The organism is Pedobacter rhodius (genome assembly GCF_027213645.1).
GTDB classification, from domain to species: domain Bacteria; phylum Bacteroidota; class Bacteroidia; order Sphingobacteriales; family Sphingobacteriaceae; genus Pedobacter; species Pedobacter rhodius.
Genome location: NZ_JAPWGL010000002.1, coordinates 260,340 through 286,945, shown reverse-complemented (window position 1 = coordinate 286,945; position 26,606 = coordinate 260,340). Strand labels below are relative to the sequence as shown.

The window sequence follows — 26,606 nt, the reverse complement described above, 5'->3', positions numbered from 1 at the left end:
ATTTTAATCTTAATAGTTATTTGCATTTTTTAAAAACCAATGAAGCCATGGAATATCTATAAACATCAGAATACATAGTAATGCTGTAAATAAAACGAGATAAAGCATAAACCATTTTCTTGTATAGAGTTTTTCAGATCCCTGTACAGGTGAGTCGTTAAGTAAACCAATTTTTAAATACCAGGAAAACAACAATGCAAAAAATGGAAAACTGACCAATAATTCAATTCTGTCTTTAACCAGGAAAATACCCATAAAAAAAGCGCACGTAATGGCATAAAAAAACATCGATACCAATAGGCTATTTTCAGTATAAAATTTAAAAGATTTTCTATATAAACTGGCTACTTTAGGATTATCAATAAGTCTGAACTCGGCAAAACGTTTTGTCGCCATTAAGAAGGCTCCGCCCATCCAATACGCAATTATGATACTCACAGGCGGAAATGTATTTATCCAGTTTAGATCCCACTTACCACTTGGAATACCAAGTGCCGGGCTAAAAATAAACCAGCCTGCAGCAAATCTTATCGGGTTATTAATGGATTCACTTAAAACATCTAAAAATACCCGGTCTTTACTTCTGAATGGTTTTACATTATAGATTACCCCCATTATTAATAAAAACGTAGCTACCGACAAAAATTTTATTGATACAACAGAGGAAAGCGCGATACCTATAACTGCTAAAACTGCGTATTCTGTATAAACAATGGTTGGATTAATCATAGTAACCACGGCCGATCTTCTTCTTTTTAAAGGGTGAAATTTATCGAAACCCGCGTCTAAATATTCATTTATAACGTAATTTGCAGATGCTATCAAGCACATACTTACAACACCCAAAATGATTTTGATGATAAGTGCTGAATTGATAGGTGTATGGAAAATAGATAATGCAAAAAGCATCCCAGGCACCATAAATAGGTTTTTTGCCCAGTTATCTGGTCTTGCTATAGTAACATATTCTTTTATACTTGCACGTCGGAGCTCAGTTTTCTTAGGTTCATCTAGCGATGTTGGGTCTTGAGGAAATGTAATTTTATCAATCATAATGTTTTCTGCTTAGCAACATTAAGCACTTGTTTTGAGAGGTTTTTAAATAGGGGATTATTTATACTTATATCATTTACCAATACGAATGGTATGCCTGCTGCTTTTGCGCATTCGCCATCCAGTTCCAATCGGTCCCCTATAAATAGGCATTGGTTTTTATCTGTAATGCCAAATTCAGTACATATAAATTCTAATCCATTAGGATTAGGTTTAAATGCATTGATATAAGCATCAGTTGAACTAACGTATAGATCGGCTTTTAGTTCCATAGCTTTCATCTTTTCTATGGAATCGTAATCAGAATAAATCGCGATACGAATATCTTTTTCGGCAAGTGATTTAAATAAAAGATGAATGCCAGGGTAGGTACAAGACTTTAAAAATTGATTGGGATAATTAAATATCCATCTACCTACAACTTCTTTAATCTTATCGATAGGTTGATTTATTTTTTGCCTACACCATATGTATTGTTGTTCATTAAGATTTGGACCTTTAAATCCTTTGTTATTCTCTCTTTCTTTTCGGAAATGGTATAGAATAAATAATTCGTTAATCTTCCAGGGATGAAAAACAAAGTATTTCATTAAGGAGAATAGCATTTTTTTTCTGAGAAGGCTTTGATTATATAAGGTACCATCAACATCAAAAACTACTACCTCTAAATTATTCAGAGAGATATTATGCACAGGGGGTGATTTATTTATGTAAAATTATTAAAAATTCCGATATTGCATAAAATCCAGACAGTCTATTTGCATGCCATTCCTATTAAAAAGCGCTCTGAAAGATAAATTCAGTTATTATTTATTTTTATCGATTATAGTTTTAGGCGTATTTTTAAGATTATACCATTACTTCATCAATAGGTCATTGTGGTTAGATGAGGGATATTTAACATCAAGTTTGTTAAATTTTAACTTTCAGCAGCTCGTAACAAAACCATTAGATTATCAGCAAAAGGCACCAATTGGATTTCTGCTAATAGTAAAATTATTTTTAAATATTTTTGGTTATAATGAGTACGGTTTAAGAATTGTACCGCTTTTATCAGGATTATTATCAATCTTAATATTCATTCCTGTTACAAAGTATTTCTTAAAAAGCACAGGTATTTTGGTTGCAGTGGCGATTTTGTGCATTTCGCCAGCTTTTGTTTATCATTCAGTAGAGATTAAGCAATATTCTACAGAACTGCTTTGCTCAATTTTATCATTTTACCTGTTTATTAAATATAGAACACAAAACGGTTTTAAAGAAATAATTATTTGGAGTTTAGGTGGAGGGATCATTCTATGGTTTTCTTTTTCTGCAATTTTTATATTAGGTGGCATTAGTTTAGGTCTATCGGTTTATTATTTAATAACTAAACAGTGGAATATTCTTTTTAGAAGTTTTATACCTTTTATTACCTGGTTGGTAAGCTTTATTTTACTGTTTGTTTTTTTTATAAATAAAACTCCAGATGCTGAATGGGTAATTAACTGGTTTAGATTTTATGGAGATTTTATGCCATTACCGCCTAAATCTGTTTCAGATTTAAGTTGGTTTTTTAAAAGCTTTTACAGGATGTTGGATTATCCCATGGGTTTGCTTTGGGATTTTTTTGAATCGGGAACGCAAACACATTCTTATGTGCCATTTATTAAGATGCCATTCTTACCATTCATCTTTTTGGGAGCAGGAATTTATTTTTGTTTTAAAAAGTCGCTCCAGAATTTTAATGTACTGGTGTTTCCATTGTTATTGGTATTGCTTGCTTCTGGATTAGAACTTTATCCGCTAACAGAAAGGTTTTGGCTTTTTTTAACACCAATCTTGATGATATTTATAGGTATGGGTTTGGATTGTTTAATTAAGCGTAAGCCATTAAAAATCATTATTGTTATTCTATTATTAATCTCACCTGTAATTCAATCCTTTCAGTCTATTAGAAACAGTGCTGCATTTTATAAACATAAAAAATCATATCAAAAAGAGTCATTTGATATGATAAATAAAGAATTTAAAGCTGGAGATGCTGTTTATGTTTATTGGAATGAATTGCCAGGATTTAAAGTTTACTCGAATTTAAAAAAATATAAGTTTAACGCTATTGAAGGTCAGGATTTTAGATGGAATTCTGCAAATCTTGCTGATTATAACACTAACTTGAGCTCAGATTTTAAAAAATTTAAAAATAATAAAAGAGTTTGGGTTATCTTTAACAACAAATTTCTATCAAATGTTGGTGATCCTATAAGTATGCCAAAATGGTATTACGAGAATAAGAATCTTCCAGCAGCAAATTTGAAAACAGAATTATCGAAAATAGGGAAGTTTATTAAAACATCAAACACAGCTGATGTTAGTGTTTATCTCTATAAAATTACAAATCAACCCAACAAAATTAATCCTTAATAATGCGTGTTGCTCATATTATAATGGTTCATAAAAATCCGACGCAGTTGTTGCGTTTGGTAAATCGTTTAAAACACCCAGGATTTGATATTTATATACATTTAGATGAAAAGGTTGATGCTTTGGAATATAAGTTTTTAGAGCATTTGCCTCAAATATATTTCATCAAAAAAAGAGTAAATTGTACCTGGGCTGGCTGGAGTTTTACCAGAGCAATAGTTCAATCGCTTAAAGAAGTTATCGCTACTAAACAGCATTATGATTTTATCAATTTAATTAGTGGTCAGGATTATCCGATACATTCAGCGGATGAAACTTACAATTTTTTTATTGATAAAATCGGTCAAAACTTTATGCATATAGAAAAAAAGGAATCGGTTTGGTATCAGGAAGGGCGTGATAGATTTGAGAAATTCCACTTTACAGATTCAGGTTTAAAAGGCAAATACCTTTTACAAACCGTAGTTAATTCGATAGCTCAAAAAAGGAAGTTACCGGATGATATGGAGTTTTATGGTGGTAGCAACTCTTCTTGGTGGACAATTACTCATGATACTGCAATTTATGTGGTAAGTAAGCTGTATAGGAATGCGAAATTTCATGATTTTTTCAAATACACGTGGGGTTCTGATGAATTTGTTATAGCAACAATAATCATGAATTCTGAACATGCCAAACATACCAATCACGATAATCTACGTTATATAGATTGGTCTGAAGGTAAGCCCAATCCTAAGTTTTTAGGGATTGCAGATTTATCCAAAATCGTTAATTCTAAAATGATTTTTGCTAGAAAATTTGATATAGATTTAGATTCGGCAATATTGGATGAATTGGATAAATATTAATATCTATTTCAATTTCCAAAAAGAACCCTGATAGCGAAATGGTTTAAAGTTTATGTAATACTTTTGAGATTCAGATATAAAATCAAATTCCAATTCATAATTTTTCTTGATTTGATTTTTTAATTTATCTTTCCCAAAAAAGATACAAGGATATGATGCCTCTATGCCATAAAACACAGGAGGAACCTTTTGAATCGTTATTCTATCATCTTCGGTATCATTATATCCAACCAAATCGAGCATTAGATATGGTATATTAACTGATTGCAGGTGATTTAGGAGATTATAGGGTTCTTTGATATATTGTAAAGTGCTTGAAATCAATAGTATATCAGGTGTTTTTCCATCTGCAATACATTCTTCTATTGTATAATAAAATTTGACATGGGCATTTTCAAATGATTTTTTACCAACTTCCACATAGTTAGCTTGTTCTATAATGCACCAGTTTAATTCTACTAAATGGGATAAATATTTAATGCACTGGTAATAGGAGGTTCCTAATGACCCACCAAAATCTATTAGTGTTAATTTATTCCCATTTCTACCTGCAACTAATAGCAATATGCTTAATAAAATGTGGTTTACTTGTACTTCATCATATATAATACCATCTCTTTCATAAACAGCCTCGCCGTCTCTTACCTTACCAGTGGTTTCGACAATTCTATTTAATATATGACTTTCATCATAACCTGTACAACGCTCTTTGGCTTCATCAAATGATTTGAAATTACCTTTCCAGCCATATTTGAAACTAAACCAGCGTAGTGTATTTAATACTGGTGGAGCAAGTTCTTTTAATAAATAGTGCATCAAATGGATTAATTAAATTGATTTATAATCTCAACAACTTTATGTATATCATTTTCTGTGTGAGCAAATGAGCATGGCAAACTTAATGTAGTAGCATGTATTTCTTCTGATATTGGATAACTCAAATTATTAAGCTGGTAAAGCGCTTGTTGCTTATGTGGAGCAACTGGATAATGGATTTCTGTATCAATATTGTTTGCTGATAAATAAGCTTTTAATCTATCTCTTTCTTTATGCCTAATATTATAGATGTGGTAAACATTATCAAAGTCGTTATCAATTGTTGGTTTAATAAAATTATCCTTCAAGTTACTTTGATATATGGAGGCTAAAGTTTTTTTATGGTTATTGATTTCATTTAGATAAGGTAACTTAACTCTTAGGAAAGATGCTTGCACTTCATCCAAACGAGAGTTATAGCCAATTATACCATTATGATATTTCTTTTCAGATCCATAATTTCGCAATTGTCTAAGCTTAACATAATTCTGTTCAGTTTTACAAACTATCGCTCCGGCATCGCCTAATGCACCGAGATTTTTCGTAGGGTAGAAACTAAAACAACCATATTCTCCAAAAGTGCCGGCTAGTTTTCCTTTATATTTTGCACCATGAGCCTGAGCACAATCTTCAACAATTCTTAAATTATTTTGATTAGCTATATTTATTATGGGTTCCATTTCACAGCATTGACCATATAAGTGAACTACCATAATAGCGACAGTTTTCGACGTAATAGCTTCCTCAATTTTGCTAGGATCTACATTGTACGTTTCTATATTTGGTTCAACAAATACAGGCACTAAATCACATTGCAAAATGGCTAAAATACTGGCTATGTAAGTATTTGAAGGCACAATTACCTCATCGCCTTTGTTAAAATTACAACACTTTAACGATAGTATTAATGCATCTAGACCGTTGGCAACACCTACTACATACTTTTCATCGTGATAATCGGCAAATTCTTTTTCAAATTGTGCAACTTCATTGCCAAGTATATACCAGCCACTATTTAAAAAGTCGTTAAATTTTAATTTAAATGCTTCTTCAAATGGTTTATTTAGAGCCTTTAAGTTCTCATAAGGTATTCTCGTATGGCTCATAGATATAATCTTTGGGGTCAAATGCTGTTGAAGCAAGAACTAATAATATTGCATCTTCCGTAAAGCTATGCATTACATGCCAATCGTTTGGCTCTAAAATCAGGCATTTTTCAGGCGTATCTAAATTGAATATTTCAGTCTTATGCCCGTCGTTGTTGGTTATTTTACAAGATCCTTTAATGCAAATTGCAGCCTGATAAGTATTATGATGTCTATGTCCACCACGATCTGAATCATCTACTGCATAGATATAGAAGAGGCGTTTGATTTCAAAATCGACAACCCTATCTAATACCGTTAAAATTCCGCGGCTGTCTTTATATGTTTTGAGGTTTATTATATGACCCATGTAAATACTGTAAAGATGGTTAAAAGTTGACTATCAATTAAATCCAGTAATTTTTTGCTTTTAGTTTCATTTACCTTTCTGGCGAAAAGCATGTTAGAATTTTTCAAAGCATCAAAATCATTTTCATCGAGTACTTTTGGGTTTGCACCGCCTAAAGACCAATCAATATATCTGTAATTTTCGTTTTTAATTTTATCCTTGTATGGCGAATTAAGTAACATGGTTTGAAAAACAAATTCATCACTTCCCCAACAGAGTGAAAAGAAATTAATTAGTTTTTTATCGCTTTCTACTCTATTAACTACATACATGGCAGCTTTCGGACTTAACATCCAAAACATTGATTTACCATAAGGATGGAGGTTATAAGGTAACTTCCTTTTAGGCATAACGTAGTTGATCAGATTTTCTAAGGTAGTTTTGCCTTTAAAATTGTAATTGGCTAAGAAGTACTTTTCCATTCTTATCAAACCCTCTTTCCAATCGTTTTTGATGTCTTTATAGCTTAAGAACTCTTTATCACTTTTTTCAAAAAATTCGGCCAAAAAAGCTGCCGGTTTTAGAGGGTAATCTTGACCACTTAAAAAATTGATGTACTTATAATCAACGCCTCTATTAACAATTTCTTTTATGCATTCAAATGTTGCTTTCACGGTGTTAAATCCTGCCCATTTAACATCAATCCTATTATTGATAAAGTAAACGTTAGGTATCTTTTTTAAAAAGAGGTGAGGATTGATGTCGAATTTTTTATCAACATGAATATAAAAATCGAAGTTTTCATGCATCATGTTGTTAATCATTCTCTCCGTCTGGTGCGGGTCTGTATATGTTAAAATAAGGTGAGCTATGCGCATTTTTTCGATTAGGATGTATATAATTATTTAATAATCTACAACGACTCTAAATACTCAGAGTAGCTTGTGTAACATTAGATTTGTTAATTACCAAAAGGTACAATGTCCAAATTTAGGAATATATATTAAAACAGAGTTCTAATTATGGGATAATAATTATTCTTTTCTGTATAATTTCAGATACTTTATATTACATGTTTGATTAATTAATTTACAACAAACTACTACAGATTTAGTTTTATTTATATTATTTAGTTAAGGTTATTTAGTTATTTTTACGCAATAATGAAATCCGTATCAATCATCACCGTTAACTTCAATCAGCACCAGGTTAATCTAGATTTCTTAATTTCATTGAAGCAAAACCCATCTTTATATAATGTAGAAGTTGTTTTTGTGGATAATGGAAGTAATGAGGAATTTGAGCAGGAATACAAATTAATTTATCCGGAATTAATTTATGTACGCTCCAATCATAACCTAGGTTTTGCCGGCGGCAATAACCTGGGCATTGAAAAAGCAACAGGTGATTATCTATTACTTTTAAATAATGATACGGAAATTACTTTTAATACCATAGATGTTTTGGTTAATGAAATGGAAAGTAATGCCGAGATTGGTTTAATATCTCCTTTGATTTTGTATTACGACCAGCCTGATACCATTCAGTACGCTGGCTTTACGGATATGAATTACCTTACCTGTAGAAACAGTGGTATTGGTAGCATGCAGCAAAACAAAGGTCAGTTCGATAATGATAGCAGAGAAACTGGGTATTGCCACGGCGCCGCAATGATGTGCAGAAGAACTGATTTGGATCATGTTGGTTTAATGGCTGATGAATTTTTTCTATATTATGAAGAATTAGATTGGTGTGAAAGATTTAAACAAGCAGGTTTGAAAATTTGGTTTACAGGAAAAACTAAAATCTACCATAAAGAATCGATGAGTGTAGGGAAGGAGAGTGCTATAAAAACATACTTCATGACTCGTAACAGGATGCTATTCATAAGAAAAAATACAGGCATCATTAATACAATTTTATTTAGTTTATATTATATTCTTATAGCCTGCAGCAAACAAATTATAACTTACCTTATAAAAAATAGATTGGATTTAGTAAAATGGACATTTAAGGGTGTCTTTTGGAATTTGACCCATTCGAAAAATAGTAAAAACCTAGGTTTTAAAATTTAAACATCCCAAATGATTACAGCTTTCTGGATTTCCCTGTTCCTGATAATTTACACTTTTGTAGGTTATGGTTTTTTATTGTTACTATTGGTTAAAATCAAAAGACTCTTTATAAAACCCTTTTCTTTCAAAACTAATGCAGAATTACCGACTGTTACCGTTTTGGTTGCTGCATGGAATGAGCAAGATATTATTGATGAAAAAGTTTTAAATACAATCGATTTAGATTATCCGAAAAATAAAATACAGGTTATTTTTATAACCGATGGCTCTACGGATGAAACCGTAGAAAGGATAAGTAAATACAGCGAAATTGAGCTGTTGCATGAAGATATTAGAACTGGTAAAATGGCTGCTATTAAAAGAGCTATGCCTTATGTTAAAAACGAAATTTTAATATTTACCGATGCAAATACCTTTTTAAATATGGCAGCTATAAAGGAACTTGTTAAGCATTATCAAAACCCTAAAGTGGGTGCAGTTGCCGGTGAAAAGAGAATAATGGTAGAAGAACTTGCTGATGCTAGTTCTGCAGGTGAAGGTTTCTACTGGAAGTATGAATCGAAGTTAAAGAAATGGGATTATGAACTCTATTCTAATGTGGGTGCAGCAGGTGAACTTTTTAGTATTAGAACAGCCCTTTATCAACCGGTAGAATCGGATACGATTATTGATGACCACATGATTGCCATGCGTATTGCAGAAAAAGGATTTATAATCGCTTATGAACCAAATGCCTATGCATCAGAAACATCATCAGCAAATGTGAAAGAGGAACTGAAAAGAAAGATAAGAATGGCAGCTGGAGGTATCCAATCTATTTTAAGATTAAAGAAAGCCGCCAATCCTTTTTACTATCCTGTGCTTACATTTCAGTATATATCTCACCGGGTTTTGCGGTGGACAATAACACCGTTTTTATTAATCTTACTGGTTATTCTTAACCTAATGATTGTGCTTAAAACCGATTTAATCTTATATCAAATAATTTTAATTGCTCAGCTTTTGTTTTATTTCTTAAGTGCGTTGGGTTGGTTTTTCGAACGCAAAAACATTAAAATAAAGGCATTTTTTATTCCTTATTATTTCTGCATTATGAACTATGCTGTGTTAGCAGGAATGATTCGATATTATAAAAAGAACCAGAGTGCAGCTTGGGAGCGTTCTTTGCGAAAAACTTAGAAAGGAAATTATTCCTTAGATTTTAACAGATCATAAATATCTTTACGCACAAAAGTTCTTTTCATCATATAGGTAGAATGAACCATAACATAGCCTGCTTTCATCAGTTGATTTGATGATTTTCTTATCCTAAGCTTATGTGCTAAATCTTTTTTATGGTACACTTCATCAAACTCAATACAAATAATTTTGATATCGAGTTTATCTTTTACAATGCTATCAATGACTGTGTATTCAGCGCCTTCAATCTCGATTTTAACCAAATCTATTGATATGTGACTAAACTCCTGCATAAAGTTCTTTAACTTATCTACAGGTGCCTCTATATAATCGTCAGAATCTTGAAAGAGATAAACAGAATGAGATATATAATTGTCTAATTGAGGTGCGTAAAATTTCAAGGTTGTTTTTTCATTCCATACACCTTTATTTACGTATGTTATTTCATCGATCTGTTTGCTATTTAAACGATAAACGAAATTTTTATCATCAAAAACCCCAAACGTTTCGCCCTTTGCTAAGGTATCTTTTAATTTTTTGAAATAGTTTATACCTTCAGGCATTGGATCAAAAATGAAGACATTCGAATCGAACAAAACCTTTAGTTCTGTATCAAACGATATGTCCTCTCCAGCACCGATACAATAGCACACAGAATTTTTATCTAAATAATTGTTTGGAATAGTATAACCGTGATGTTCAGAACCAACATGAATCAAATTCTGAAGTGGTTTAACATGCGAGTACGGGTGAAATTTGATTATTTTCTTTAAAGTTTCTTTAAGAGCAGCCATGATTTGCTTTATTTAGATTTGAAAATTTAAATGATTGTTAAATTGAACGTAGTAATTAATAGGAAGATTCCTTTGTTTTTATCTGAGGCTATTTCCAATTTTACAACCAAGCCAGGCATAACTATGCATTGTTAGAGCTTTAACGATTCCCTGGCGTCTTTTAAAATCCCACACATCTTTTAAAAACGGCTTATAATTTTTCTCATTCAACTGGTCGAAGGCTACAGAAATTGTAGTGGTTAGTGAATAAGCAGAGTGCCATGTACCGAATGGTATGAATAATGTTTCACCCGGGCCAACCGTAAAGGTTATAGGTGTCGCGTCTTTATACTTGGGGAATTTTTCATAATCAGGCTCGAAAATATTCACTTCCGAGCGCCATGGATCATCAGCTTTAGGGTAAAGTAAGTCCTCCTGTCCTCGTGGGAAAACAGTAAATTGCTTTTCGCCATATAATTGTGTAATCCAGGCATTTAAATGGTAATAATCCAAATGCAGGTATGGAAATTTACCACCAGGACCGCCGATAAATAGTTCCGTTGCACTGCCCCAATAACCTTTTTTAAACCATTGACTCTCTAACCAATTTGGCAATGCATAGTTTAAGTTTAATGGTTGAATTAGCGGTAACAATTCAGGTATATCTGTAGTAATATTATATTTTAAAGGATATGGCGCAGGATTTTCGACTGTGCTGTTTTCTACCAAATCAAAAACCTCGCTCATGGTGTAAGTTTTACCTTCTTTATTTAAAATTCTTTCACCGTAATTAGTTTTAAACCACTGTGGAGAAAATAATGCTTTAGCTTTCCATACGCTGGAAGCATTTTTAAAAACAACAGGAATACCTGGATCGTAGAAATTCTTTAAAAATTCCTGGTGTGTGATGTTATCGACTCTTTGAATTTCCATGGGATGAAAATGATGTTTTGAATACAATTATAATTATAAATTTTAGTTTGGGCGTATTTGTTAATTAAGATATTCTGGAGATTTAAACATTTCTTTAAGCAAAACTTACGATATAAATTAATATTTTAAATGCCAATATTTATAAATGCTTTTATGGTCTGATGATGCTGTACTTAAAAAATACCCATCGTTTAATTTGAAACTTTTTAGCTCATAAAAAACGCCAAATCGATCTGTTTTCTCTTCTGTACAATTTATGGTAGGAAGATTGTCTATTAAACCTTCTCCAGTTGCTTTTAACAAGGCTTCTTTCCTAGTCCAGAAAAGATAAAAGCTATCTAAATCTGTAATTCTCTTAATTTCTTCTTCATTAAAACATTGATGGATAAGTTCCTGGTAATCTAAAATGGGGTTTAACACCTCGATGTCAATACCAACAGAATATGGGCTAATTGCTAAAACAACATATTCTCCACTGTGGCTTATATTAAAATTTATGCTATTTATAAATGGTTTTTTGTATTCATTAAATTCAAAATGTATGTCTGCAGACTTCTTGTTCATCATTTTAGCCAATAGCATTTTGCTATAATACTTACCAATAACATATCTTTTTTTATCCTGTTCTTGGATAAATCTGCTTGCCTTTTTTAACTCATCTGCGGTTAAAATCAGCTTATAACTGTCTTTAATTATTTGATAAATATCAAGTGAAATTTTAAAAATATTGATGAAATTTTTATTTATCAAAGTAATTTCATCATAATCTTCCCAAAGCAACGTATTATTTATCAGGTTGTTCAATTTATTCTATTAGTGATCAATTCTCTTCAAAACTGCATTTAATTGGTCTGACAAAACCTTCACATATTCAGGTTTAAAAAATTGAAGGTGCGCAAGCGGAATATCGATTATAGATAATTTTCCGTTGATGTAGGGTTCCCATCCATTTGTTCTAGCATATGGTACGTAGCTTAATAAAATGTCATTTGATTTAAACAAATGAACATCTACATCATATTTTTTGATTTTATATTTTTTAAAGGCTTTTGCATGTACGGCTTGAATCTTACCTAAAACATATTTTGGGTTAGACAAATCTTTTTTAGTTGGTTTTATTTTTTTATAAATATTGTACATGGTGCCTAAGCTAAAACTCACTTTATGGCGAAGGAATTTTTTTGGATGTTTGAATAGATAAACAAAGCCAAATCCTACGAATTTAACTGTCCAATCTATAATTTCTTTGTGATTGTTTTTACTAGCCAGCTGGGCATAGCTTTCTCCATCAAAATAGGTGTCTAAAAGGCCTAAAAATGAAACTTTCTTACCCATTTTTGCCATTTGGTAAGATATTTCCAACGCAATTGTTCCGCCAGATGAGTATCCCATAAGTAAATATGGTCCATTAGGATTATTAGCTATGATTTCATTAACATAATCTGCAGCAATTTCTTCGATAGTATTATATGGTTCAATTTCAGGATTCAAACCCTTTGGTTGCAGGCCGTATATTGGTCTATCAGGATCTATTTCTTTTGCAAGTGGCTTGAAAACGATGATATTCATCCCTTGTCCATGAACAATATATAGAGGTGCTTTTGTGCCTGATAGTTTGATTGGAATTAGAGAATCCCAATTAATATCAATTTTTGATTTATTTAGTTGAAGTGCAAACTTTTCTACAGTTGAGTTATCGAATAGAATTGAAAGTGGTAATCGCAAATTTGTTTGCTTTTCTATTTCTACCATCACCTTAATAGCAATCATAGAGTGCCCGCCAAGCTCGAAAAAATCTTCTTTAATACTAATTTTTTCAAGATTTAGGTTTTTTGCCCAAATATCCGCAACAAGTTTTTGCATTTCGTTTTGTGGCTCGACAAATCCTTCGATATCTAGCTGATTACCTATGTTAAACTCCGGTAGTGCCTTTCTATCAACTTTACCATTTGATGTTAAAGGAAGTTTATCTAGTTCGACAAAGATTTTAGGAACCATATATTCAGGCAGTTGCTTTCTAAGAAACTGAACTATGTCATCTTTATCAAAATTACTTTGAGTCACTAAATATGCAACCAACTCCTTTTCTCTCTGTTCAACTTCTACGGCAAAAACTGCGGATTGCTTTACATTCTCGTGCTTTTGTAGGGCATTCTGTATTTCACCTAATTCAATCCTATTGCCTCTAATTTTAATCTGGTCGTCAATTCTTCCTAAGTATTCTATATCACCGCTGGCTAGCCATTTTACCAAGTCACCAGTTTTGTAAATCTTTTCAGAGTTCCTGTTATTCGGGTTTTTTATAAACACGCCATTGGTGAGCTTGTCATTGTTTAGATACCCTTTTGCCAAACCTAAACCACCAATATAAAGCTCCCCAGGAACACCGATTGGACAATTTTTTAAATTTTTATTCAATACAAAGATTGATGCATTTGAAAATGGTTTACCAATTGGAATAATTACGGGATAATCATGATCTTTATCAACCAAATGAATCAATTTACCTATCGTGGTCTCTGTCGGACCATAATGGTTCACAATTTGACAAGATGCGTTTGACGCTTTTATTAGCTTGATGTACTCTGCAGGCAATGCTTCGCCACCAAACATTAAAATCTTATGAGGTACTAATATTCGCTTATTAGACATTAAAAACTTCCATTGAGAAGGAACGATTTTCAAAAAATCAATTTGATTATCAGTAAAATACTGATGAATATAATCGGCATTGTTGAAACGGTCTTTTGCGAAAATATGAAGTTGAGCACCTGATGTTAGCGCACTAAATAGGGTAGTATTACCCAAATCGGTAGAAATTGCAGAACCCAATGCAAAACTTTTACATCTTTCTAAACCAGGGATTTTATTTTTTAAACCAAATAGGTAATCAGTTAATGCAATATGCTGAATCATAACACCTTTTGGGTTTCCTGTTGAACCGGAAGTGTAGATGATATAAGCTAAAGAATCGGGTTCAGAAACAAGAGATGGTTTTGATGAGTTTTCTTTCCAGGCAGGCGCTATCTGATCATCTATGGCAATTATTTCTAGAGCTGATAATTCATGGAGTTTTTTAGCAGTTATGCCATCGCTAATGATAAGATTAGATTTTATTTCATCAGTAATAATTTTAATGCGGCAAATAGGATATTCCGGATCTATTGGAACATAAGCACAACCTGCTTTTAATATTCCGATTATTCCTATAACTGTTTCTACAGATGGGTGAATGCAAATTGGAATTAGTGCATTATTTGGTAAACCTTTATTAATTATATGGTGAGCAAGTTGGTTAGCCTTTGTGTTTAATTCCTTATAGGATATTGATTTGCCTTCGCATACAACAGCAACGTTGTTAGATTTGGTTGTTGCTACATTTTCAAATAAATCGAGGATGGTAAGGTTTTGAGGAAAATTTAGGCTAGCTGGTGTTATGTTTGGAAAAGGATTTACGTTAGAAACAGTATCAGCTATTAACGTATCAGGATTATCGGAAATAACTGTGAGTAATGAAACGAAATCATTCATCATTCTATTTATCGTTTCAGATGTAAACAGCTGTGTATTATAAGCCCATTCAAAAATCATCGAATCTTTTGAGCCATTAACATTTAATGAAATTTCGAAGGTTTGTGATACTCTTGGATTTGATGTAATTTGATGCGTTAAACCTGAAAAATTAACAGCATCATCCATGCCTCTATCAACATTAAAAACAACAGGAACCAATGGGATATTGGCTTTATTTCTTTTAATGCTCAATTTTTTTAATAGTTCGCTAAAGGTTAATCGCTGATGATCATAAGCATCAAGTATTTCATTTTTTCTTTTTAATAAGTAATTTATGAATGAAACATTTGGGTCTATTTTACTACGCAAAGGCAATAAATTAACACAATGGCCAATTAAATTTAAATTTTCGGAAGCTAGTTGCCCAGCTGTAGGTACACCTAAAACAATATCTTCCTGCCCGGTTTGGTTATACAAAAAAACTTCAAACGCAGCAATTAAAGTAGATACAACACTACTTTTTGATTTTACTGACAAGTTTTTAACTGAATCATAAAGTTGAGCATCTACTACATAATCATTTCGATTACCTTGATAAGTTCTGGTTGTTGGACGGCTAAAATCCAAGGGCATATCCAATACAGGAACATCATCTTTAAATAGATTAAGCCAAAATTCCTGAGTTTGAATATATTCTTTTGTTTGACTAAAAGCTACTTGCTCAAGTGCATAGGTACTTATTTGATCTGGATCTCTAAGAGTAGATTTAATTCCGCTTAAGCAAGCATTGTAGCAATTACTTAAATCTTCTAAAATAATTCCTAGCGACCAGCCATCTCCGATAAGATGATGAATAATTATGGTGAAATAATGCGTTTCATCAGTAAGTTTATGAACAAATAATTTAAACAGCGGACCATCGTAAAGATTTAAAGGAATGCTAATCTCATTTTGTACAAAAGCTTTTAGTTCTTCTTTTATGAGAGAGGGGTTGATATGCGAGAAATCATTAAAGATAACTTGGTCATCCACCTGATTGTAAACAATTAAGTTCTCGCCATCTTTAGAAATGGTTGATCTCAAAGCTTCATGACGAGCAGTCACCATATTTACAGCTTCTTGAAAAGCCGCGAAGTTAAATCGACCGCTTAAATTTAAAGAAACAGATTCGTTATATGCTAAACTTGCAGCATCGCCGCCGATGATGCATGATAACCAAATCTCTTTTTGAGATTCATTTAAAATAATAACTTTTTCAATTTCCTTTCCCTCTTCAAAAGGGTTAAAATCTACTTCGATTAAGTTAGCCTCTGCCATTTTCATTAGCTAAGTTTAACCTGAAGGTATTTTCCTTCTTGATTTGAATCCTGAACGAACCATGCAGGATTCCCGTCTCTATCTTTACCAAGTTTAGCCCCTCTAACCGGCGGATTGTTATTATCAACAACCACCTCATCTATCTTAAAATTGTTATTTATCTTATTTACTGATAAGAAAAATCCTGCTTCAATCATTTCATCCATACTTTCTACAAAACAGCTAATTATGCTATCGATGTTTTGGTAAGTTAATGTTTCTGTAATGAAACAAGGAAAACCATCCAACACATGAATTCCTTTTTCACGCATCAAAACAAACATCAATTCGCTGTATGGAATTTCTTCATGATATTTTACTTTCCATAGCGAACCATAATTTGCTACGTAAATTGGTAGTTGTCTTTTATCAAATTCTGCATTAACTGCTTTTGCTAAGTAAGCACCTTTATCGTTTAAATCTTGTTGCAAAGAAGGACCTTTTTCTTTCATGTAATTTAAAGATGCTTTTGCAGATGCAAGCGCTAATGGATGCCTTACAAATGTTCCGGCAAAATAGGTTACACCAATTTCTGGATATGAACCATCACCATATTCCCAGTTACCGCCATCTAATGCATCCATTAAATTACTGTTACCGGCAATTGCACCAATTGGTACACCGCCTCCGATTACTTTACCATAAGATGCTAAGTCAGCCTTTATTCCAAACAATGCTTGTGCACCACCTGGATGCATTCTAAAACCAGTGATTACTTCATCAAAGATTAATGGAATACCAGCATCAGTTGTGATTTGTCTTACCTTTTTTAAAAATTCTATTGGCACAAATTCTGGCCTTCTGCTTTGTACTGGCTCTACCAATACAGCTGCAATTTCGTTGGCTCGCTCTTTAATAATTGCTAAAGATTCATCGGTTCCGTAATCTAAAACCAGAATATTTTGAACGGCCTCGGGCATAATACCTGCAGCTGCCGGAAACGACTTTAATTTTTTCGTTCCTCTAACCAATACTTCGTCATTGATGCCATGATATGAACCTGTAAAAGAAACAATTAACGAACGGGCTGTTACTGTTCTGGCAATACGAATACAACCTAAAACCGCTTCAGAACCTGTACTACAAAGTGCGGCTCTATCAAATCCGGTAAATTCGCAGATTAATTTACTAACTTCAGCTGCCAATTCGTGCTGAGGACCAACTTCATAGCCTTTTTCGATTTGTTCATGCATCGCATGCTTAATCACCTCAGGCTGATAACCCAACATACTCGAGCCAAATCCATTTAAAGCATCGATATATTCATTTCCATCAATATCCCATAATTTACTACCGCTCGATTTATTAACGACGATTGGGTATATGAGCTCTTTTGTCGCTGGTCTGAAACCCGATACAACTCTGGGGTCGGCCATGTACGACCTACTGTTTTTTGTATACTCTTTACTTTTAACTGTTTTTTTATTGTATCGCTCGGTTAAATTTGAGATAAAATTTAGCTGTTTTTGATTTAAATCATTCGATTGACGTTCAATTCTCGGCGTGGCTCCAAAGGGTTTTTGAATTTCTGCCTTTTCCTCAGCCGATAAATCAGCATCTACAGCTTTTGCTAAGCTATGACTATTATTATTGTTTAAGATGGTTTGTTGAACAGGTACATTAGTTATAGCCATTTGTCCTTGCATTAAAAGTACTTGCTTTGAAAGTATTTCTAGTTGCTGAGCGATCAGACTTAAGGCACTATCATTACCTACAGAATTATGAATGTTCTGTTGAGGATAGTTGTTTGAAGGAGTACTGTTAGCAACAAATTGATGATTATTTTGATTGGAAACAGGTAATAGCGTATCCTGTGGAGTATTCTCATTTAGATATTTAACTAATAATTCTACCGATGGATATTCTTCATTTAATTTTCTGAAGGTAATTGGTAGGTTAAATTCACGCTTTAAAGAAATTGCAACTTGGGTTAATAGTAAAGAGTCTAAACCCAATTCAAGGAAATTTCTTCCCGAATCGAGTTCATTAATTTCAATACCTGATGCATCTTCTAATATTTGTTTTACTTTAGTTGTCAGGTTGGTAATTCTCATCTCATTCGTATTTAGAGGGATAATTTCAGGCGATTCATCATTTAGAATAGTCTGTTCTTTTGCAAAGGTTTTAGTGGCCAAAGGTTCAACCCAATATCTTGTTTTATCGAATTGATAGGTTGGTATATTGATTATCTTTCTTGATTGTTCAGCATAAAAACTTTGCCAATCTGGGGTTATGCCGTTAAGCCACAATTGGCCTAAAGCTTGCAGGAGGGAAGCATATTCGTTTTCCTTATTGCTTAAGCTTGATATTACAATAGCTTTGGGAGATTTAGCAGCAGCAATTTGTTTAGTTAAAGCACTTGTTACTGTTCCTGGACCAATTTCTATAAAAACAGCAGTATCACCATCAAGTATTGTTTCGATTGCTTTTGAAAATTGAACAGTTTGTCTTAAATGGTTTGTCCAATAATCAATACTTAATGCTTCGTTTTCAGTTAATGTATGACCTGTTACCGTTGATATAATTTCTTTATTGGGAATGAATAAGTTTACTTGAGATACAATTTCCCTGAAATCGCTCAATATGGGTTCCATCATTGAAGAATGAAAAGCATGGCTGGTAAGCAAAGGCTTACTAGCAATATCTGCTTTTTCTAATATCTGGCTCAATTCGGCAATTTGTTCAAATGAACCTGCAACAACACATACCTGTGGGCTATTTATGGCAGCAATAGATAGTTCGCCAAATAACAAACCTTTAACTACGTCACTATTTTCTCTAACAGAAAGCATGGCACCTGCTGGCAATTTACTTATTAAGCGTCCGCGGTTTGCCACCAATTTTAAACCATCTTCTAAAGAAAATATGCCTGCTAAATGTGCGGCAACATATTCGCCAACGCTATGTCCGCATAATTTAGTTGGATTAATTCCCCAACTTATCCAAAGTTTAGCTAAAGCATATTCGGTAACGAAAAGTGCGGGCTGCGTATATTTTGTATCTTTAATATTTGCATTCGAAAGTTCATTTATCTCTTCAGGATAAATTACAGTTCTAATGTCCTTATCAATATAGCGTTTCAGAATTCCGGCACATTCGTCAATTGCAGCTTTGTAAACAGGTTCTTCCTTATAAATTGATAAACCCATATTTAAATACTGTGCACCTTGGCCTGGAAAAGTGAATACAATTTCTTCAGGAATTTCGGTTAAAGTATTGCTGTTGTATATATTATTCTGTATTAATAATTCTTTTGATTGGTTTACTGAATCTGAAACTATAAAACTGCGGTAATTGAAATCTGTTCGGGTTTTTTGTAGCGTATAAGAAACATCAGCAAGGATTTGGTCTGGTTTATCAGTTAGCCAAGTATTTAATGCTTTTGCATAGTTTTCTCTGCTAGTTACAGAATTTGCAGACCAAGTAATTAACTCAGCTGGTTTAGTTTTAGAAGCTTCCTGTTCAATATCTTTATATTCTTCAACAATTACATGAACATTGGTACCACCAACACCAAAAGAACTCACACCTGCAATCCGGTTTTTATTTTGCCAATCATTAAGTTGTGTATTTACATAAAAAGGACTGCTAGAAAAATCAATGTTATGGTTCGGGGTTTTATATCCAAGTGATGCAGGGATTTTTTTATAAGTTAGTGCTAAAGATGTTTTAATCAATCCGGCAACGCCAGCAGCATGTGTTAGGTGACCAAAATTGCTTTTAACAGAACCAATTGCACAATATTGCTTTTCAGTTTGCAAGCCAAAAGCATCAACTAAACCTTCAAATTCAATGGGGTCGCCAATTGGTGTGGCGGTTCCGTGAGCTTCCACGTAACTAATTTCAGATGCGCTAATGCCTGCATCTGCAATCGCAGCACTTATTGCTCCAGCTTGACCTTCGCTACTTGGTGCTGTAAAACTACTTTTAGCAAAACCGTCATTGTTTACACCAACACCTTTAATTACGGCGTAGATTTTATCACCATCTTTTATGGATGCATCTAATTTCTTTAACAAAACGGCCCCAACACCATCACTAAAAACCGTTCCTGTAGAATTATTATCAAAAGGTGTGCAATGTCCATCTGCACTTAACATGCTGCCTTCTTGATAGATATGGCCGCTGTTTATTGGCGAAGTAATGCTAGAACCGCCTGCAATAGCAATTTCGCACTGATTGGCTCTTAAACTATTAACCGCTGTTGCAACGGCTAATAATGAAGTAGAACAAGCAGAGGTTACACTAACTGCCGGGCCTTTTAAGTTTAAATGATAGGCCGTTCGAGATGCTAAATAATCTTTATCATTTACAGATAAGACCTGTGTTTTACCTTGGTTTTCAATTAAATCAGTATGGCTTAAAACATTATTCTCATAATATGTGTTGTTACCGTTGCCAGCGAAAACGCCAATTACGGCATCTTTCTTTGTTGGCAAATAGCCTGTTGTTTCCAATACTTCATTCGCTACTTCCAGAAATACTCTTTGCTGAGGATCCATCAGCTCTGCTAGTTTTGGGTTTATTCCGAAAAAGGATGCATCGAATTTATCAGCGTCGGTAATTATACCTCTGGCTTTAACGTAAGAAGAATCACTTCGTAAATATTCCGGTATGCTTTTATCTAGCTCTGCTTCAGAAAAGAAAGTTGTTGATTCTCTACCTTCTAATAATAAATCCCAAAATTCTTCGATCGTATTTGCACCAGGAAATTTAGCAGCCATCCCAATAATTGCGATGTCTCTTGAACTACCTGAAATGCTATTTTCTTGCTTTAATTTGCTTTCGTTTGGATTTCTATCTAAAAATTTAGCTATTTCTGCAACCGTTGGAAATTGATAAAGCTTGGTTACAGGTAAAATATAATTAAACTTTGATTTTAACTCGGCAACTGTTTTTTGAGCCAGCAAAGAGTTTCCACCGAGTTCGAAAAAGTTATCATTTACACCAATTCTATCGTAACCAAAAAGCTGCTTTAAAACTTCTGCAAGTTCTATTTCTTTTTGCGAAGATGGTTTTTTAAAAATTACGCTTGAATCTGGTCTTTCGCTACTTGGTATCGGAAGCAGTTTTCTATCAACTTTTCCACTTGTAGTTTTAGGGAATTCTGATAGCCAGACAAATGCCGATGGAATCATGTAATCTGGCAATTGTTTTGCAATTTGTTCTTTTAATTTATTTCCCTGATAATTTGTTTGGTCGCCAATTAAATAGGCAACCAAAATTTGTCTTCCAGGTAAATCTTCCCTTAAAAGAACTGCAACCTGACTAATGTCCTTTTGTTTTGCTATGGCTACTTCTATTTCTCCCAGCTCTACCCGATAGCCTCTTATTTTAATTTGCGAATCTCCTCTACCTAAAAATTCGATGTTACCATCAGCAAGTTTCAAAGCTAGATCCCCAGTTCTGTAAATCCGGGTATTAGTTGAAGGTAGGGTAACAAATTTTTCGTTCGTTAATTCTGTTAAATTTAGGTAACCTTCTGCAAGGCAAACACCTTTTATACATAATTCTCCGGTTTTACCTTCAGGTAATTCATTTAAATTTTCATCAAGAATTAAAATATTGGTATTGTAAATAGGTTTGCCAATATTGGGTAGGGCAGGCCATTCGCTAGGATTTCCAGTTAATTTTAATTCAGTTACAACATGAGCTTCTGTTGGGCCATATTGATTATATAAAATAGAACCTGGAATATTTGCAAAGAAATTTACGACCTGTGGCGTAACTTTAAGCTGTTCGCCAGCAGTCATAACTTCTTTTAAAGATTGTGGATACAGCCCATTTACCAATGCGCTTTCTGTGATGGATTGCAGCGCAACAAAAGGTAAAAATATTCTATTAATTTCTTGTTCAGCAATTAATTTGAGCAACATAAATGCATCCAATCTTACATCTTCAGAAATTAGAATTATGTTTCCACCAGTAATAAATGTTGCAAAAATTTCCTGAAATGAAACATCAAAGCTTAGAGGAGAAAATTGTAATGTTTTGGTTTTTGCCTTTGCTAATGATTTTTCCTTTTGCCACAAGAGCAAATTAACCAATGCATTTTCACCCATGCAAACACCTTTTGGATTTCCTGTTGTGCCAGATGTATGCAGGATATAAACCAAGCTGTTTTTATCTGCCTTGATTGACAAGTCATCGTCTGGTTGGGTTATGCTTTTTTCTAAACAGTCTTCTATAAAAAGAATATCTGTATTTAATTCAGCGTATTTATTTTCATGCTTTTTAGAGATAAGAAAAAGTTCTGCGTCTGCATTAGCCAAAACAAATCCAGCTCTTTCTCTTGGGTAGCTAATATCAATAGGAACATAAGCACTTCCTGTTTTGATAATGGCCAGCAAACATATTATTACATCAATAGAGCGTTCTGTAGAAATTGCAATTTTCGAACCCGGTTTAATTTTTTTTTCGATGAAAAAATGAGCAATTTGGTTTGCTTTGCTATTTAAATCCTTGTAGGATAGATTGATATCCTCAAAGCTTAATGCTATTTCATCCTGATACGTTTTTACGGCATCATGAATCAGCTCATTTAAATGAAGTGAGATATGATTAGAAGAATTGATTAGAGATGAAAACATAATTTTAAATTATACTAAAAAAAGTTTTAAATATCCATGGTTAGATTTTTAGTCTTTTCTTTAAAATTTAATAGCAAAGTATCAGAGTTAGCCATTAATGCGGTTACTTCTTTGAGACTTAAGATAATTTGCATCAAAAACACAGGAACAATAAAACATGCTTTTGAAGCAAAAGAGCGGTAAAGATGATTAAAAAACCCTTCAAGAGGTTTTAATCTGATTGTTTGGTATTCAGTCATGATTGAGAGTTTTCGACTTAAATTCACATTGCGAAATTGTTGTAATAACAACAGCTTCAAATTTTAATAGGGTGATTGCACAATTAATGTTTTTATTAAGTATACATTTCAAATATAGCAAAATCGTCTATATGTTTCGTACAAAATGTTAAACGATTTTATAATTAATCATTCTCTAATCTCGTTCTAATAACTTTTGCGGTAATGATCAATTTATTTGATAAAACTTTTATAGATTTTTAAGTAGTATAGTTTTTACTACGAAGCGCAAATAAAATTTAATGTTTGCAAGCTTCACTAAAAAAGAGAAAGGGGCTTAAATCCATAAGCCCCAATAAACCAAACAAACTATTTATGAAGTTTAGAAATAACCAACAACTAATTAATTTGTTTTGAATACAAATGAAAATTATTTAATTTATTTTAAAATTCTTCAGTTTGACTTTTATACTGGCTAAATAATGGACGTAACAGTGTTAAAATGAGTTCAAATTAAACATATTCAGCCTTTAGAATAAATTTAGCTGAGCGGGTTGGTATAATAAAGGATTGAAATTATAAACTTCAGCAGGATTTATTTCGGCACTTATATAATGAACCGGACTTTCTTCGTACCTCGATGCCACACTAACAAAGGTTTTACCTGCAACGGCTTTAAATAAATTTTCCACCAAAACCGGATCGTTATTGTCTTTTGATAAGTGGCTGAGTAAAAGATGACTCATATATGCGGGTTTATGATTCTGAAAAAGTGCTAAAGCCTCATGGTTAGACAGATGGCCTTTGCCACTTGTAATTCTCCTTTTCAGGTGGTAGGGATAATTTCCGTTCTGAAGCATTTGAGCATCATAATTTGATTCCAAAAATGCAGCATGACATTGCTTGAATTGTGTAATTAACCTATCGCAAACCGATCCTATATCTGTAAAAACGCCAACGCGAACCTGTTTATATTCAACCGTAAAACTATATGGGTCGGCGGCATCATGAAATTTGGAAAAAGCAGAAATCTTTAAATCACCAATACGAATGGTGTCTAAATGATTAAATGTATAAACATTTTGTTCATTTAAAATCAGTCGGCTGCTTTTTAAAGTATTCGTGGTAATGTAAACCGGAAGGTTATACTTTTTAGATAAAACAGAAAGACCCTTAATGTGATCGCTATGTTCGTGAGAAATAAAAATGGCTTTAATTATATTCATAGATAAACCAAGCCTGGTTATTCTTTTTTCTACTTCTTTGCACGATATGCCAACATCAACCAATACAGCCTCAGTGCTGTTGCCTATGTAATAACAATTGCCGTTACTGCCCGAATTTATTGATGTGAAGTATAGTGCCATTTATAGCGGCAAGATAAGGCTAATTAGAATTTAAGGCAAAAATAGATTTTAACATATTAACGTTATTTATATCGGGTTCTGTTAAATTTAATACCGGCAGAAATTTCCCCGCTCAAAATAATTGTTAGTTTTGAAAATTATTGATTAACACGAAGATTATGCTGAAACTGATCGCTGAGGGACTTTTTATTTGTTTGTCGTTTTTAACCACGTCAACTTTTGCCCAGGTAAGTTCCATACAAAATATTGAGGCCCGTAAAATACTAAGCTTAAATGGTAAATGGAATTATATTATCGATCCTTATGAAAATGGATTTTATGATTACAGGCACGAACCTTATGATCAATCAAAAACAGGTACCGGCGGTTTTTTCGATGATAGGGAGGCGAAAGATAAAACAGAACTAGTTGAATATAACTTCGATGGCTCACCTCAGATGAATGTACCGGGTGATTGGAATTCTCAATCTGAAAAACTCGAACTTTATGAAGGAACCGTTTGGTTACGCAAAAAATTTGATGCGCAGCCACAAAAAGGCAAACGTTATTTTGTGTACTTCGGCGCCGTAAATTATGAAGCACATGTTTATTTAAACGGTAAGAAAATCGGCATCCACAAAGGTGGATTTACCCCTTTCCAGTTCGAGGTAACCGGTAAATTAAAGGCAGGTAATAATTCCCTTGTTGTAAAAGCAGATAATACGCGTAAGCCTGATGAAATTCCGACTGTTAATACTGATTGGTGGAATTATGGCGGCATTACCCGCGATGTTTATCTTGCTGAATTACCGGAACATTTTATCAGCGATTACAAATTGCAATTAGAAAAGGGAAATAATAATTCTTTAAGTTTTTCTTTGAAACTGGCTGATGCTTTTGCCGGTCAGGAGGTTTCCATTTCTATTCCCGAAATTAACCTTAAAAAAGAATATAAAACAGATAGTGAAGGCAAAATAAGCGAGGTTTTTATTTGGAATAACTTAACACTTTGGTCGCCTGAAAATCCAAAGCTTTATACCGTTAACATAAAATCGGCAAACGAAAATATTGAAGATAAAATTGGTTTCAGGACCATCGAAGTAAAAGGCGACAGCATTTTGCTTAACGGAAAATCAACTTTTTTTCGTGGAATTTCCCTGCATGATGAAAATCCCCTTATTAAGGGACGTTTACGCTCGCAGGGCGATATGCGTATGCTGTTACAATGGGCGAAAGATTTAAATTGTAATTATGTTCGTTTGGCACATTACCCGCACAACGAAGAAATGATTCGTTTAGCAGATGAAATGGGTTTGTTAGTTTGGGCGGAAGTTCCGGTTTACTGGACCATCAGCTGGGAAAATCCGGTTACTTATGCAAATGCCAAACAGCAACTTACTGATTTAATTACCCGCGATAAAAACCGGGCAAGCGTTGTGGTTTGGTCTATAGGTAATGAAACACCATTGAGTGCGCCCAGACTTAGCTTTATGAGCAACCTTGCCGAAACGGCTCGTTCATTGGATGATACCAGGCTGGTTGCTGCAGCACTTGAAGTTCATCGCGAAGGCAATACCATGGTTTTAAATGACCCGTTGGGTGAAAAGATTGATTTGGTAAGCTTTAACGAATATGCAGGCTGGTATTATGGAGGCCTGCCGGGTGAAATTTCAAAATATGATTTCAACATCAAATACAATAAACCTGTTGTAATTACTGAATTCGGTGGAGATGCATTAGGTGGTTTTCACGCAGATGAAAATACACGTTGGAGTGAAGAATATCAGGAAGCCTTATATAAAAATCAGCTGACCATGTTAACTAAAATTCCTGCACTGCGGGGTATAATACCATGGATTTTAACAGACTTTCGCTCTCCGAGAAGACAGCACCCGGTTTATCAGAATTTCTGGAATCGTAAAGGTTTAATCAGTGAAACCGGCAAAAAGAAAAAAGCCTATTTTGTGCTTAAAAATTTCTATGATCAGATGCAGTCAAAATATAAATAGCTGCATGTTAACAGTTAATGTCGAGATAATAAATGCTTTTCTTTAACAAATAAGTTAAAC

General features: G+C 33.4%; 18 protein-coding genes. 5 read left to right on the top strand and 13 right to left on the bottom strand.

The genetic code is table 11. The annotated features are described in order from the left end of the window. Positions 1-9: 9 nt before the first annotated feature. Positions 10-1,053, bottom strand: a complete 1,044-nt coding sequence (locus O0931_RS06715) for a UbiA prenyltransferase family protein (protein ID WP_269414794.1) — start codon at positions 1,051-1,053, stop codon at positions 10-12. Continuing rightward, positions 1,050-1,745 carry an HAD family hydrolase gene (locus tag O0931_RS06710; RefSeq protein ID WP_269414793.1) on the bottom strand — a complete coding sequence of 232 codons (696 nt, stop codon included), beginning with the start codon at positions 1,743-1,745 and terminating at the stop codon, positions 1,050-1,052. The genes O0931_RS06715 and O0931_RS06710 overlap by 4 nt, the downstream gene beginning before the upstream one ends. A 70-nt stretch (positions 1,746-1,815) precedes the next feature. Between O0931_RS06710 and O0931_RS06705 the strand changes: the two genes are divergently transcribed. Together O0931_RS06705 and O0931_RS06700 are read left to right on the top strand one after the other, a co-directional pair. Next, on the top strand, positions 1,816-3,456 hold the full coding sequence (locus O0931_RS06705; protein ID WP_269414792.1) for a glycosyltransferase family 39 protein: 1,641 nt from the start codon (positions 1,816-1,818) through the stop codon (positions 3,454-3,456). A 2-nt stretch (positions 3,457-3,458) separates the two neighbouring features. Next, on the top strand, positions 3,459-4,304 hold the full coding sequence (locus O0931_RS06700; protein WP_269414791.1) for a beta-1,6-N-acetylglucosaminyltransferase: 846 nt from the start codon (positions 3,459-3,461) through the stop codon (positions 4,302-4,304). 3 nt (positions 4,305-4,307) lie between these two features. Here the strand turns inward: O0931_RS06700 and O0931_RS06695 are convergent, their stop codons facing one another. From O0931_RS06695 to O0931_RS06680, 4 genes are read right to left on the bottom strand one after another with little or no spacing between them, the layout of a single operon-like run. Next, complete coding sequence (locus O0931_RS06695) at positions 4,308-5,120, bottom strand: methyltransferase, TIGR04325 family (RefSeq protein ID WP_269414790.1); 813 nt, start codon at positions 5,118-5,120, stop codon at positions 4,308-4,310. 8 nt (positions 5,121-5,128) lie between these two features. Then, positions 5,129-6,226 (bottom strand): DegT/DnrJ/EryC1/StrS family aminotransferase, encoded by a 1,098-nt coding sequence (locus O0931_RS06690; protein ID WP_269414789.1) that lies wholly within the window; start codon positions 6,224-6,226, stop codon positions 5,129-5,131. Next, positions 6,201-6,575 carry a sugar 3,4-ketoisomerase gene (locus tag O0931_RS06685; RefSeq protein WP_269414788.1) on the bottom strand — a complete coding sequence of 125 codons (375 nt, stop codon included), beginning with the start codon at positions 6,573-6,575 and terminating at the stop codon, positions 6,201-6,203. The genes O0931_RS06690 and O0931_RS06685 overlap by 26 nt, the downstream gene beginning before the upstream one ends. Further along, a complete protein-coding gene (locus O0931_RS06680) occupies positions 6,563-7,432 on the bottom strand; it encodes a beta-1,6-N-acetylglucosaminyltransferase (protein ID WP_269414787.1) in 870 nt (289 codons plus the stop codon). Before O0931_RS06680 ends, O0931_RS06685 begins: the two co-directional genes overlap by 13 nt. A 285-nt stretch (positions 7,433-7,717) precedes the next feature. Here O0931_RS06680 and O0931_RS06675 point away from each other — a divergent pair, with 285 nt between their 5' ends. Both O0931_RS06675 and O0931_RS06670 read left to right on the top strand, forming a co-directional pair. Further along, positions 7,718-8,629 (top strand): glycosyltransferase family 2 protein, encoded by a 912-nt coding sequence (locus tag O0931_RS06675; protein ID WP_269414786.1) that lies wholly within the window; start codon positions 7,718-7,720, stop codon positions 8,627-8,629. A gap of 9 nt (positions 8,630-8,638) precedes the next feature. After that, positions 8,639-9,808 (top strand): glycosyltransferase family 2 protein, encoded by a 1,170-nt coding sequence (locus O0931_RS06670; protein ID WP_269414785.1) that lies wholly within the window; start codon positions 8,639-8,641, stop codon positions 9,806-9,808. An 8-nt stretch (positions 9,809-9,816) separates the two neighbouring features. Here O0931_RS06670 and O0931_RS06665 read toward each other — a convergent pair whose 3' ends face one another. The 7 genes from O0931_RS06665 to O0931_RS06635 all read right to left on the bottom strand — a co-directional run bounded on the left by O0931_RS06665 (position 9,817) and on the right by O0931_RS06635 (position 24,558). Then, entirely contained in the window at positions 9,817-10,602 is a 786-nt protein-coding gene (locus tag O0931_RS06665; RefSeq protein ID WP_269414784.1) for an FkbM family methyltransferase, read from the bottom strand. Between the two features lie 78 nt (positions 10,603-10,680). Then, positions 10,681-11,514, bottom strand: coding sequence for a cupin-like domain-containing protein (locus O0931_RS06660; protein ID WP_269414783.1), 834 nt, complete (start codon positions 11,512-11,514; stop codon positions 10,681-10,683). 117 nt (positions 11,515-11,631) lie between these two features. Continuing rightward, positions 11,632-12,294, bottom strand: coding sequence for a 4'-phosphopantetheinyl transferase family protein (locus tag O0931_RS06655; RefSeq protein ID WP_269414782.1), 663 nt, complete (start codon positions 12,292-12,294; stop codon positions 11,632-11,634). Between the two features lie 33 nt (positions 12,295-12,327). Next, positions 12,328-16,350: an amino acid adenylation domain-containing protein gene (locus O0931_RS06650; RefSeq protein WP_269414781.1), complete on the bottom strand. Its 4,023-nt coding sequence runs from the start codon at positions 16,348-16,350 to the stop codon at positions 12,328-12,330. Next, complete coding sequence (locus tag O0931_RS06645) at positions 16,350-22,973, bottom strand: polyketide synthase (protein ID WP_269414780.1); 6,624 nt, start codon at positions 22,971-22,973, stop codon at positions 16,350-16,352. Before O0931_RS06645 ends, O0931_RS06650 begins: the two co-directional genes overlap by 1 nt. 26 nt (positions 22,974-22,999) lie before the next feature. Further along, positions 23,000-23,212: a hypothetical protein gene (locus O0931_RS06640; protein WP_269414779.1), complete on the bottom strand. Its 213-nt coding sequence runs from the start codon at positions 23,210-23,212 to the stop codon at positions 23,000-23,002. A gap of 509 nt (positions 23,213-23,721) precedes the next feature. Then, on the bottom strand, positions 23,722-24,558 hold the full coding sequence (locus tag O0931_RS06635) for an MBL fold metallo-hydrolase (protein ID WP_269414778.1): 837 nt from the start codon (positions 24,556-24,558) through the stop codon (positions 23,722-23,724). A gap of 158 nt (positions 24,559-24,716) precedes the next feature. Here O0931_RS06635 and O0931_RS06630 point away from each other — a divergent pair, with 158 nt between their 5' ends. Further along, positions 24,717-26,546, top strand: coding sequence for a glycoside hydrolase family 2 protein (locus O0931_RS06630; protein WP_269414777.1), 1,830 nt, complete (start codon positions 24,717-24,719; stop codon positions 26,544-26,546). The last annotated feature ends 60 nt before the right edge of the window (positions 26,547-26,606 follow it).